We start from the raw sequence: 13,315 nt of genomic DNA, 5'->3' as shown, positions 1-13,315 counted from the left end.
AGTATGGATATTAATAGTCTGAATAGTCAGCAGGATGGTCATAGTTTTTTAGACTTTGCTTACCAGCTTTATAGAACTATGAAAACCAACGAAATTAGTTTGGTTTACGAAGGAGAAATTACGCAGGATATCACAAAGACATTCACTGCCATGACAGAGAAAAGTATGGCAAAGCACGAAGAGTCTAATGCTGTTCAGCGTAAAGTATTTAATGTTATGGTAGAGTGTTTACAAAATATTAGTAAACATGCTGATTCGATGGCTGAAGATACTGAAGAGGAGCGTAGAGGTATTGTTATGGTAAGTAGGGGTGATGATTGCTATAATATTATTACAGGTAATGTGATAAGAAATAGTAAAGTTCCTGGCCTAACTGAGAATCTTGAACAAGTAAATTCTCTTGATAAAAAAGGTTTATCAGAGTTGTTTAAAACTCAGATGAAAGAAGGGCGATTATCTGATAAAGGTGGTGCTGGACTTGGGTTAATTGATATAGCTAAGAAAACAGGAAGCACTTTAGGTTATCAGTTTAAAGAAATAAATGATGAAGTTTCGTTCTTTATTTTAACATCAACTATTCACAGAAATAAATAAATATAAAAAAAATCTATTATGGAAGTTATCAATATTCAGGGCACAGATGATACTCCTAACGTTATATTGGATAAGGACAACGGTAAGTTCGAATTCTCAGGAAGATCACTACCAGAAGATGTAAATTTATTTTACGAACCAATTCTTGAGTGGATCGATGGATACGCAGAAGCAGCGAATGATTCTACTGAAGTAAATATCAAATTAGAGTATTTTAATACTGCATCATCAAAAATTATTTTGGATTTACTTTTAAAGTTCGAAGAAATTGTTGAAGGTGGCAACGATGTTAAAATTATTTGGCATTATCACGAAGAAGAAGAGGATATGCTAGAGGCTGGTGAAGAATATGCAGATATTGTGGATATTCCATTTGATTATATATCATACGCTGACTAAGCAAATTAAGTATAGTTTCCTATGAGTGAAGAAATATTAAAGGCATTGATGCAGTTGTTTGGCTTAATAGCCAAACAAGATGACGGAGTTCAGGAAAGTGAACTTGATTTTGTTGAAACTTTTTTAAAGCAACAGCTAAGTGCTGAAGCTGTAGAGGAGTATTATGCCTTGTTTAAAAAGCACTCAAAGGATAAAAAAAGCGCGTTAAAACCTGAAGGTAAAGTACAACTTACCTCAATGAAGGATTCGGTGCGTATTCTTGGTATTTGTAAAAAAATTAACAAGCAACTTAATAAAGAGCAGAAAGTTGTGGTTCTTGTTAGGTTATACGAGTTAATAAATACCGATCGGAAATTTACCGATCAACGCATGGCTATTATAAATACAGTAGCCGACGTATTTAAGTTTACTGCTTTAGAAAAAGAACAGATTGAGGCCTTCGTAATAAACGATGATCTTGATAAACTTGATTTTGAAGATCTTTTGGTTATTAACTCAACAGATAAGGTTGGCGTTAATCGCGAGCATATTCAATCAGGGAAGTTAAATGGTAATGTTCTTATATTAAGAGTAAAAAGCTCTAATTTATATTTTCTACGATATACTGGTGATCAAGATATTTTCTTGAATGGATTACTGCTAAATAGTCGTAGAATATACTTATTTCCAAAAGGTAGTTTTATTAAGTTACCTACAGGTACTCCAATTTACTATACCGATGTAGTTGGTCATTTTATGACAGATTCATCGACACCAAAAATATCTTATAAAGTAAACGATTTAGGTTTTACTTTTAAGAATGGAGGTATTGGTTTGCGTGATGTAAATATTGCGGAAGAGCACGGACGTTTAGTTGGAATAATGGGCGCCAGTGGTGCGGGTAAAACAACTTTGCTCAACGTACTTTCAGGCACTGAGTCTCCTACAACGGGAACTGTTGAAATTAATGGTGTGAATATGCACACCAATAAAGATGATGTTGAAGGAGTAATTGGCCTTATCCCTCAGGATGACCTTTTAATTGAAGAGCTAACTGTTTTCGAAAACCTTTATTATAATGCAAAACTTTGTTTTAAAGATAAAGGTGAGGAAGAAATTAATCAGTTAGTCAACGATACGCTGCAAAGCCTAGGTTTATTTGAAAGAAGAAACCTAAAAGTTGGATCTCCATTAAATAAAATGATTAGTGGTGGACAGCGTAAGCGTTTAAATATTGCGCTTGAATTAATTAGAGAACCAGCTATCTTATTTGTTGATGAACCTACTTCGGGTTTATCATCACGAGATTCAGAAAATGTAATGAATTTGCTAAGAGAGTTAACCCTAAAGGGAAAGTTAATTTTCGTAGTAATTCATCAACCTTCGTCAGATATCTTTAAGATGTTTGATAAAATGTTTATCCTAGATACTGGAGGTTATCCTGTATATTATGGTAATCCAAGTGAATCGCTAATTTATTTTAAGCAGTTAGACGCACAAATTAATAGCGATCAAGGTGAGTGTCCTTCTTGTGGTAATCTAAATCCCGAGTTATTATTCAATATCATTGATGCCAATGTAATTGATGAATATGGTAATTACACAAACAAACGAAAAACATCTCCTCCTGAGTGGCATAAACACTATAAACAAAATATTACAATTCCTGTTCTTGAGGAAGTAAATGATGCACCTCCTAAGTCTTTAAATATCCCTACATGGATTAAGCAATTTAGTATTTATACTTTGCGTGATTTTTGGTCAAAAGTAAGTAATAAACAATATTTGCTTCTGAACTTATTAGAAGCCCCAGTTTTAGGCTTTATTCTAGCATTTTTAATTCGATATATTGTAGATCCAGAATCGAACATATATATTTTCAGGGATAATCAGAACATCCCTCCTTATATATTTATGGGAATAGTGGTTGCTCTATTTTTCGGTCTCATTGTAAGTGCCGAAGAAATATTTAAGGATGCTAAAATACTGAAACGCGAAGCATTTCTAAACCTTTCTAGGTCAAGTTATCTTGTTTCAAAAATTCTTATTCTATTTACAATCTCAGCCATACAAATGGCACTGTTCGTAGCTGTAGCTAATTCCATTTTGGGCATTCAAGATATGTATTTTGAATTTTGGCTCGCATTATTTACCGTTTCCGCATTCGCTAATATATTAGGATTAATACTATCTGCATCATTTAACTCAATTGTTACCATATATATACTAATTCCATTAGTAATGATACCTCAAATGGTGTTAGGTGGCGCAATGTTTACGTTTGATAAACTTAATAGAGATATATCAAGTCCTGATAAAGTACCTTTTGTTGCTGAGTTTATGCCTTCACGATATATTTACGAGGGATTAATTGTTGATCAGTTTAAACACAATGTATACCAGAGTCAATTCTTTGAGATTGATCAAGAGCAAAGTGTAACCGATTTTAAGGTGGTTTATTATTTGCCCGAGCTTGAATTACTTTTAGATAGATGTAATAGTCATTTATTGGGGAAAGGTGAAAATGATGCCAAGCAGTTCAAAAATGATTTAGCCTTAATTCAGAACGAACTTTCTAAAGAGAATAAAAGAGTTAGTGAGATATCTTTTAATGATATTTCTGCCATTACAGTTGATAATTTTTCAGAGGAACTTTATCAATCTATTAAAAATCATTTAGCTACTTTAAAAAGCTACTATTCCGACCGATTTGTTAAAGCTAATAATCTTAAAGAAAGAAAGATTGGGCTTCTAATTCAAAAGATTGGAAAAGAAAGATTTAATGGGGTTAAGGATACTTACCTTAATGAAAGCATTACTGATATTGTATGTAAAACATTTGAAACTAATAAGTTATTGCGTGATGGTGATAAGTTAATTCAGAATGTTGAGCCTATATATCAAAGGCCTGAACCCGAAGGATTTTTCTCATTCAGAACACATTTCTTTGCTCCAAATAAACATTTTGCTGGCAAGTATTACGAAACCTTATGGTTCAATATTGTAATGGTATGGATCTGTACTTTAATATTATATGCGGTTTTATATTTTGATTTATTACGTAAGAGTTTTAAAATTATCAGTGAAATTAAAATATTAAAAAAGTAACCTTTTCTTTCTTAATCGAGTATATAACAAAACGTCTTTTATAAAAACGAAACTTATCATGTTAAAAAACTTAGTTTATTCAATAGCCCTAATTGGTGGTATCGCATTCATTTCATCATGTTCAGGTAATTCAAGTAAAGGAAACTCTGGTGATGATTTTTCTGTTTCTGATTCTGCATTAAAACAGAACGAACCTTTACAATTATCTGAGGAGATTATTGGTAATGTGATACAAAATATTTCTTCGCCAGTTGAGATGGCTTCATTAATTAAGAAATCAGGCGTTGATTTCTCACAAAAGATTTTAAATAAACCAGAGAAGGTTAAGGATTATAACACAAGTTTTAAACGTGCTTTAAACCTTGGAGTTTATAGTGCTGATCTTGGTTATATTAATACTTTTGATAAGAATACAATTGTTGTTTCTTATTTACTTTCAGTTAAAGAACTTTCTGAGGGTATTAAAGTGGGACAATTTTTCGATTTTGCAGCACTTAAGAAAATGGCTACAAATAGTAGCAATTTAGATTCATTAATGGAAGTTTCAGTTAGTAGCTTCAATAAGATGGATTCTTACTTGCGCGAACAAAAAAGAAGTAATGTAAGTTCTTTAATTGTAACGGGTGCATGGATTGAAGGTTTATACATTTCATCGCAAGTAATTGAAGAAACCAATAACGAGGATCTTATTAATAGAATAGGAGAGCAAAAGGATATTATCGATATTCTTCTGATTATTATGAATAACTATAGTGCAGATCCTAATTTTGCTGAAATGGTTACTCGTATGGAACAGATAAAGCAAGCTTATCAGGGTGTTAAAATTACAACCGAGTTTGGAGAGCCAAAAAGAATTGAAAGAAATGGAACTCTAATAATAGTTCAGGATGAGATAAGCCATGTGGAGATTGCTCCTGAAAGCTTAACTAAAATAATCAAAGAGATCAAAAGTTTAAGAGACTTTATCATTTCATAGTTAATCAATTAAAAACGTTTATATTTGTACGTTTTTTACAATTAGATTAACATAATGATATGGAATCATTTAAACTAAAACGGACTATTAAAAAATAAAGATATGAAGAAGGTTTTAATTCTATCGATAATATTTATGGCAATTTTTACCGTATCAAGTCATGCACAATGCGATGAGGGTATGTTAAAAACAGCTTTAAAGGAGATGGGAGATGCGCAATATATGAAGGATTTTACCATTGACCTTAAAAAAGATAAAAAGGATTCGCAAACAGGCTATGTAAAGTTTAGTGTTATTTTAAACAGCAGAAGCCATTATAAATTCAATGCAGTAAATGGTATTGGTAATCCTGAAAAAGTGATTATGCAACTTTACGATGGAGATCGCATGTTGATAAGTAACTTTGAAGGTGGTAAAATGTATAATTCATTCGAATTTGTTTGCCGTAAGTCCAAAGTATATAATCTGGTTTTCTCTTTCAAGGGGGGGCAAGAAGGTTGTGCTAGAGCAGTTATGAGTCTTGTGAAGCAATATTCTGAGGCGGAGATGCAATTTTAGAAATTAAGGATAGATAATATATATGAGGGCGCTAATTATAGTGCCCTTTTTTTGTAAAAAATAATTAAAACTTAATATTAGATATTTGTTTAATTTGTTAATTAATTGTTAATTTGATGTTAAGATAATAAGAGTAATACACAGGGCTTTTATTATCATTGTTGGGAGGCTTTGTTAAATTCTTAAATTTAAAAGCCATGAGAATATTTTTTACAATTTTCGCGTTAATCAGTTTTGTTACTGTTAGTTTTGCGCAGTTGATTCAAAAAGAAGACGGATTATATTATACCAAAGATGGTGAATTATATTCCGGTACTTATGTTGAACATTACCCAAATGGGAGCATTAGATTAGAGATGAATGTTGTTGATGGGAAAAAGCAAGGTTCATCATCTTATTACTTCGAAGATAAATCGAAACAAGAAGTCCGTTTTTACGCAAATAACGAGATGGATGGTGTTTGGGAGACTTGGAATGAAGAAGGTGTAAAAGTAGGTGTTGCAAGTTATAAGAAAGGTTTAAAGCACGGTATTTGGAAGATTTATGATGAAAAGGGAACCCTTCGTTATGATATGTCTTACAAAAATGGCAAAAAATCTGGTACTTGGAAGATCTTTGGTGATGATGGTAAATTAACTGCCACAAAAAAATATTAATTTCTACAGGAGACACGAAGAGGAGATATAAATGTATCTCCTTTTTTATGCTCCAACCTTTACAAAGTATCATATATTATTTATCATACGACTAAGTCCCAAGAAACTCAATTTCAATAAACTAACAGTTAAAATTTGCACGATTATCCTACTTACTTTAAATAATAGCTTCTGCTCTTCACTTAGAAGATAAGTGACTCTTTAATTTGCAAATAGAATGCTTGTGTTGTATTTTCGCAACAAATTAAAAATCGAACATGATGTTAGAACAATACAAAGAGCTAGTTGAACAGGCTTGGGAAAATAGAGAGCTTTTAAAAGAAGATAAAACTCAAGAAGTGATTCGTGAGTTGATGGAAATGTTAGATAAAGGTAAAATTCGTGTTGCAGAACCAAAAGGTGACGATTGGCAAGTAAACGAGTGGGTAAAGAAAGCCGTTATCCTTTATTTCCCGATTCAAAAAATGGAGACTATTGAAGCAGGTCCATTAGAGTTTCATGATAAGATGGCTTTAAAAACGGGTTATGCTGAATTAGGTATTCGTGTAGTTCCTCATGCTGTTGCGCGTTATGGTGCCTATATTTCAAGTGGTGTTGTATTAATGCCTTCGTACACTAACATTGGTGCTTATGTTGATGCTGGTACAATGGTTGATACTTGGGCTACTGTAGGTAGTTGTGCACAAATTGGTAAAAATGTTCACCTAAGTGGTGGTGTTGGTATTGGTGGTGTTCTTGAGCCTATACAAGCTGCGCCATGTATTATCGAAGATGATGCATTTATTGGTTCTCGTTGTATTGTGGTTGAAGGTTGTAGAGTTGGTAAAGAAGCTGTTTTAGGTGCTAATGTTGTATTAACAGGTTCTACTAAAATTATTGACGTTACAGGTGAAAAGCCAGTAGAATATAAAGGTTATGTTCCTCCTCGTTCTGTAGTTATCCCTGGTACTTACACTAAGAAATTTCCAGCAGGTGATTTCCAAGTTCCGGCAGCTTTAATTATCGGACAACGTAAAGAGTCTACAGATAAAAAGACTTCGTTAAACGATGCATTACGTGATAATAATGTAGCGGTATAATTACCGTTTCTATAATAAATTAAAAGCCTGATAATTGTTTTATCAGGCTTTCTTTTTATATCGATGATCTGTTTAGTAGTTTGATAATGCTCTTCTTAAACCTTCGAAACGCGACTCATAATCAATGGCAGAAAGCCTAATGATTTGTCTGGCTTCGTCAGCATCATAAGTATGGGTAATTTCGCAATCAGCATCAAATCCTGGCATGTCTTTATAAGTCAGGAAATAGTGTTTTAGGCGTTTTAGTACTAATTCAGGCAAGTCGGTTATATCTTTCATATCGCCATAAAGAACATCCCCTTTAAGCACGGCAATTATTTTATCATCTGCTTGGTTGCCATCAATCATTCTAAAACCACCAATAGGAATTGCTGAGGCTAGTATATCGCCATGGGGTACTTCTTTTTCAGTAAGCACACAAATATCAAGTGGATCTCCATCTCCTTCTAAACCTTCGCGGCCAGTTTTGTTAGCACTAAATTCGCCAATGCGCGAGCCACAGTAGGTTTGAGGAATAAAGCCATATAATGCAGGTATTACGTTTGAGTATTTTTGTGGGCGATCTATTTTCAGATAGCCAGTAGCTTTATCTACCTCATATTTAATGGTATCTGTTGATACAACTTCAATAAAGCTGGTTACAATTCCTGGAGCTTCATCTCCAATATTGACCCCATGCCAAGGGTGCGATTTGTATCTTAGTCCCATTAATCGTCCAATAGGGTCCATTAGGCTGTTAGTAGTGAAATCGTCAGACATTTCTTTCTGGTTTAATAAGTTAATAAATACAAGCCTCATACTTTGGTAGATGTGCTTGTTTATTGAGAGTTGAACGTTCAAAATGAATCTGAAGCCATCACAAATATACTATTAACAATTAGTGATGCTACACATAGCATTAAAGAATTAGCCCACCCATCCTGCTTTATCAAGGTTTCTATATTGTACGGCCTCTGCCATATGATTGGTTAATACCTGTTCTGAGTTTTCTAAATCAGCAATTGTTCGGGCTACTTTTAAAATCCGATCGTAGGCACGTGCCGATAAATCAAATTTTTCCATGGCCATTTTTAAAATATCCATCGCACTATTTTCGGGTTTGGCATAGGTGCGTTGTAGCTTCGAAGTCATTTGGGCATTGCAGAACACATGTGGATTGTCTTTATACCTTTCGGCCTGAATTTTACGCGCTTTTATTACTCTATCTCTAATTACAGAACTCTTTTCCGACACGGTTTCAGTTGCCAATTCTTTAAAAGGAACGGGTACTACTTCGATGTGTAAATCTATGCGATCGAGAAGAGGGCCTGATATTTTACTTAAATAGCGTTGCACCACACCAGGACTGCAAACGCAATCCTTATCGGGATGATTATAATAACCGCAAGGGCATGGGTTCATTGAAGAGATGAGCATAAAACTAGCAGGATAATCGATGCTATATTTAGCGCGTGATATGGTAACTACTCTGTCTTCGAGGGGTTGGCGCATAACCTCTAACACGGTTCTTTGAAACTCGGGCAACTCATCTAAAAACAAAACTCCGTGGTGTGCTAAAGAAATTTCGCCAGGTGATGGAAAGCCACCGCCCCCCACAAGTGCAACATTTGATATGGAATGATGTGGTGCGCGAAATGGTCGGTGTGTTAACAAGGAGCTGTTGTTTTGTATTTTACCAGCTACTGAGTGTATTTTGGTGGTTTCAAGGGCTTCATCGAGCGTAAGCGGAGGAAGTATGGATGGCAGGCGTTTTGCAATCATCGACTTACCTGCCCCTGGGGGTCCAATCATTATTAAATTGTGCCCACCGGCAGCGGCAATCTCCAAAGCCCGCTTTACGGTTTCTTGCCCCTTAACATCTAAAAAGTCGAGTTCTATATCATTAAATTGTTTGTAGAATTCTGCTTCAATATCTATTATTGTTGGCTCAATAGTACTTTCTCCGTTTAAAAGTGCAATAACTTCAAGTATATTATCCGCACCATAAACATCAAGCCCTTGCACTACAGCCGCTTCGCGTGCATTTTCTTTGGGTACAATAATGCCCTTATAACCTTCTTCTTTTGCTCTTACTGCAATGGGTAAAACGCCTTTAATGGTTTGTAAACTGCCATCTAAAGATAGTTCTCCCATCATTATAAAATCCCCTAATTTGTCGTCGTTTATTTGGCTTGATGCGGCTAAGATTCCTATGGCTAATGGTAAATCGTAGGCCGATCCTTCTTTACGAATATCGGCAGGAGCCATATTAATAACTATTTTTTTACCAGGCCATTTTAGTCCGCTTATATTAATGGCTGATTGTATGCGTTGTTCACTTTCTTTAACTGCGTTATCGGGCAGGCCTACTAAGAAAAATTTGATTCCTTTTGAAAAATTGACTTCAATGGTAATGGTAACAGCATCGATACCAGTAAGCGCTGCACCGTAGGTTTTTACTAACATAGATTTTGGTTGTTGATTATTATGGATACCTAAAATAGTAATAATAATGTAACTACGGTATTTATACCGATGCTGTATTTAAAATAATGGATGGTTTTTTATAGAATAGGGATAATTGTGCTTTAATACCTAATTAATGCATGTTTGAAAGTGATGTTAATGAGTGATTATTGTTAAGTACGGAGCGGGTGTTTTTTTATGCCTATGGGGCAGAGCTTACTTTTAGTAGCTATTGTTTTTTTATAAATACTTATTGAAATTGAGAATGATAGAGCATGTAATCTATGCTTTGTAAGTGTTTGTTAATTAACGTGTAGTGCGATTTTGCGTGCACGATATTTTGGATGACAAAAAATAAAGGACGAAAATGAAAAATGGACACGTGCATTTTTAATTTTCGTCAGGTGGATTTTTAAAAATGGACAGGAGGGTTTTTTAAAATGCACCTGATGGTTTTTAAAAGTATAAGTAATGCTTTGGTTAGATACGTATTTGTGAACTTAAAATGAGTCTGCTTATTTAACAGAATAGTTGTGTTGAAGAGGGTTTTTTGTTTGATGATTTTGGCTTAGGGATAGGAGCGGCATCCTTTGTGAGCCCTTTTTGGCGAAGCAAAGATATAGCGCATAGCCCGGCCTGCAAGGAAAGCCCATTATATAATGATTAATTGTTAATTATAAATTGTTAATGGGATTTACAGCTTGTGTAATAACTACTAGTGTTAACCAATGGTTGAAAATGAACACAAAGGCACTGAGGCACAGGGTATATTAATGATTCACATTTGAGTTGGCAGTATAGATATATGTATACCAATCTTCCTCTGTGTTTTTGTGACTCTGTGTTTAAAATATTTCAACCCTTGATTTGTATTATTAATAAAAAAGCCCCGAAGCGATGTGCAACGGGGCTTTGAATTGTATTTTATTAAAGTGCTTATTCGGCAGCTTTTAATAATAAATCTAAGATGTGTGTAGCGGCTACTGATACTGATGTACCAGGACCGAAGATAGCTACAGCACCTGACTCGTAAAGATAATCGTAATCTTGTGCTGGAATAACACCACCACAGATAACCATAATATCTTCGCGACCTAACTTTTTAAGTTCAGCAATTACTTGAGGAACTAAAGTTTTGTGACCGGCAGCTAATGATGATACACCTAATACGTGTACATCGTTTTCTACAGCTTGCTTAGCAGCTTCGGCAGGAGTTTGGAATAATGGTCCCATATCCACATCGAAACCTATATCAGCGTATCCTGTAGCAACTACTTTGGCACCACGATCGTGACCGTCTTGTCCCATTTTAGCTACCATAATACGTGGCTGACGTCCTTCTTTATCAGCAAACTCTTTAGCTAAATTACAAGCTTTTTCGAATTCTTCGTCGTTTCCAGCTTCGCTAGAGTAAACTCCACTAATTGATCTAATCACGGCTTTATATCTACCTACTACGTTTTCACAAGCATCAGAAATCTCACCTAAAGAAGCGTTCTTTTGAGCAGCATCAACAGCTAAGGCTAATAAGTTACCTTCGCCTGTTTCAACCGCTTTGGTGATAGCAGCAAGAGCAGCTTGACATTCTTCTTCGTTACGCTCAGCTTTAAGCTCGTTTAAGCGATCGATTTGCGATAAACGTACTGCAGAGTTGTCAATATCTAAGATATCGATTGGATCTTCTTTCTCTAAACGATATTTGTTTGTTCCAACGATAGTTTGTGTACCGGCATCAATTTTAGCTTGTGCACGTGCAGCAGCTTCTTCGATACGCATTTTAGGTACTCCGCTTTCGATAGCTTTAGCCATACCACCTAACTCTTCAACTTCTTCGATAAGTTTCCAAGCTTTTTCCATTAGGTCGTTTGTTAACGACTCAACGTAGTATGAACCAGCCCAAGGGTCAACCGCTTTTGTAATTTGCGTTTCGTCTTGGATATAAATTTGCGTGTTACGAGCGATACGTGCCGAGAAATCGGTTGGTAATGCAATAGCCTCATCTAATGCGTTAGTGTGTAACGATTGTGTGTGACCTAATGCAGATGCCATTGCCTCGATACAAGTACGACCTACGTTATTAAACGGGTCTTGCTCTGTTAACGACCATCCTGAAGTTTGAGAGTGTGTACGTAAAGCAAGTGACTTAGGGTTTTTAGGATTGAATTGTTTTACAATCTTAGCCCAAAGCATACGACCTGCACGCATTTTAGCAATCTCAGTAAAGTGGTTCATTCCGATTGCCCAGAAGAAAGATAAACGTGGTGCAAAAGCATCAATGTCCATTCCGGCGTTAACACCAGCACGTAAATATTCTAAACCATCGGCTAAAGTATATGCTAACTCAATATCGGCAGTTGCACCTGCTTCTTGCATGTGGTAACCTGAGATAGAGATTGAGTTAAACTTAGGCATTTTTTGAGATGTGTACTCAAAAATGTCGGCAATTACTTTCATAGAGAATTTTGGTGGGTAGATGTATGTGTTACGCACCATAAATTCTTTAAGAATATCATTCTGGATAGTACCAGAAAGCTCTTCTAATTTAGCACCTTGCTCTAAACCTGCAACAATGTAGAATGCTAATACTGGAAGTACAGCTCCGTTCATTGTCATAGATACCGACATCTTGTTCAATGGAATACCATCGAAAAGAATACGCATATCTTTAATAGAGTCGATAGCCACACCTGCTTTACCAACATCACCTACAACACGCTCGTGATCTGAATCATATCCACGGTGAGTTGCTAAATCGAATGCTACAGAAAGACCTTTTTGACCTGCAGCCAAGTTTCTTTTGTAAAATGCATTTGACTCTTCAGCTGTTGAGAAACCTGCGTACTGACGAACTGTCCAAGGACGCATAGCGTACATACCTGAGTATGGTCCGCGTAGGTATGGAGGAAGACCTGCAGCATAATTTAAATGCTCCATTCCTTCTAAGTCGGTTGCTGAGTAAACACTTTTGTATGGGATTTGCTCAGGAGTAACCATATCCTTTTTAATCCCATGTTTTTTCTCCCACTCTTTGGCTTTAACGCCACCACAAGGAGAACTTTTTTTGAAATCTATATTTTTAAAATCTGGTCTTGCCATTATTTCTATTTATTAAGAAAAAGTATCAAGTATCAAGTATCAAGTATCAAGACTTAAAACTTACTATTACTAATACTTTGACTTTAATGCATATAACATTCTTTGTATTTCTTTAATCTGAGATTCTGTATTAAATAAAACACTCTCAGAAATATAAGCTAAATCAACACACAATAACAATTGGGTCTCGAGTTCAAAACTCGAACCATATGCTATATCAAGAAATCTACAAAAATCTTTATTCGTACCTCGACCTGCTCCTTCTGCAATATTAGATGGAATTGAAACGACTGCTCGTCTCATTTGGCTAGTTAGTCCAAAGTTCTCTTCCTTCGGAAGATTATTAGTAATCTGATAAATCAGTTTTACTAGAACTCTTGCTTTTTGCCAAACTTTTAATTCTCTATAATTATGCATCGTTTACA

The 13,315-nt window shown here is 35.1% G+C and carries 11 protein-coding genes; 7 read left to right on the top strand and 4 right to left on the bottom strand.

What is annotated here, in order from left to right; translation table 11 throughout:
* The first annotated feature begins 3 nt into the window (after positions 1–3).
* From QMO11_RS03630 to QMO11_RS03600, 7 genes are all read left to right on the top strand, one after another.
* The gene (locus QMO11_RS03630) at positions 4–594 is read left to right on the top strand and encodes a SiaB family protein kinase (protein ID WP_282036070.1); all 591 of its coding nucleotides are present in this window, start codon (positions 4–6) and stop codon (positions 592–594) included.
* Between the two features lie 18 nt (positions 595–612).
* Complete coding sequence (locus tag QMO11_RS03625) at positions 613–993, top strand: DUF1987 domain-containing protein (RefSeq protein WP_282036069.1); 381 nt, start codon at positions 613–615, stop codon at positions 991–993.
* A gap of 21 nt (positions 994–1,014) precedes the next feature.
* A complete protein-coding gene (locus QMO11_RS03620) occupies positions 1,015–4,080 on the top strand; it encodes an ATP-binding cassette domain-containing protein (RefSeq protein ID WP_282036068.1) in 3,066 nt (1,021 codons plus the stop codon).
* Between the two features lie 58 nt (positions 4,081–4,138).
* On the top strand, positions 4,139–5,056 hold the full coding sequence (locus QMO11_RS03615; protein WP_075603336.1) for a hypothetical protein: 918 nt from the start codon (positions 4,139–4,141) through the stop codon (positions 5,054–5,056).
* A gap of 102 nt (positions 5,057–5,158) precedes the next feature.
* Positions 5,159–5,614 (top strand): hypothetical protein, encoded by a 456-nt coding sequence (locus QMO11_RS03610; RefSeq protein WP_075603337.1) that lies wholly within the window; start codon positions 5,159–5,161, stop codon positions 5,612–5,614.
* A gap of 197 nt (positions 5,615–5,811) precedes the next feature.
* A complete protein-coding gene (locus tag QMO11_RS03605) occupies positions 5,812–6,270 on the top strand; it encodes a toxin-antitoxin system YwqK family antitoxin (RefSeq protein ID WP_282036067.1) in 459 nt (152 codons plus the stop codon).
* 257 nt (positions 6,271–6,527) lie between these two features.
* Positions 6,528–7,349 (top strand): 2,3,4,5-tetrahydropyridine-2,6-dicarboxylate N-succinyltransferase, encoded by an 822-nt coding sequence (locus tag QMO11_RS03600; protein WP_282036066.1) that lies wholly within the window; start codon positions 6,528–6,530, stop codon positions 7,347–7,349.
* A 72-nt stretch (positions 7,350–7,421) separates the two neighbouring features.
* Here the strand turns inward: QMO11_RS03600 and QMO11_RS03595 are convergent, their stop codons facing one another.
* The 4 genes from QMO11_RS03595 to QMO11_RS03580 form a co-directional block, all read right to left on the bottom strand.
* Positions 7,422–8,108, bottom strand: coding sequence for an inorganic pyrophosphatase (locus tag QMO11_RS03595; protein WP_075603441.1), 687 nt, complete (start codon positions 8,106–8,108; stop codon positions 7,422–7,424).
* A 147-nt stretch (positions 8,109–8,255) separates the two neighbouring features.
* Positions 8,256–9,794, bottom strand: a complete 1,539-nt coding sequence (locus QMO11_RS03590) for a YifB family Mg chelatase-like AAA ATPase (RefSeq protein WP_282036065.1) — start codon at positions 9,792–9,794, stop codon at positions 8,256–8,258.
* A gap of 936 nt (positions 9,795–10,730) precedes the next feature.
* Positions 10,731–12,890 carry a methylmalonyl-CoA mutase gene (gene scpA, locus QMO11_RS03585; RefSeq protein WP_075603342.1) on the bottom strand — a complete coding sequence of 720 codons (2,160 nt, stop codon included), beginning with the start codon at positions 12,888–12,890 and terminating at the stop codon, positions 10,731–10,733.
* Between the two features lie 69 nt (positions 12,891–12,959).
* Positions 12,960–13,307, bottom strand: a complete 348-nt coding sequence (locus tag QMO11_RS03580; RefSeq protein ID WP_075603343.1) for a four helix bundle protein — start codon at positions 13,305–13,307, stop codon at positions 12,960–12,962.
* Positions 13,308–13,315 lie beyond the last annotated feature (8 nt).

Origin of the sequence: Saccharicrinis aurantiacus, assembly GCF_947489045.1 — a bacterium.
Classification (GTDB): Bacteria; Bacteroidota; Bacteroidia; order Bacteroidales; family Marinilabiliaceae; genus Saccharicrinis; species Saccharicrinis aurantiacus.
Note: the sequence above shows the minus strand (reverse complement) of the source record. Positions and strands in the feature narration are given on the sequence as shown.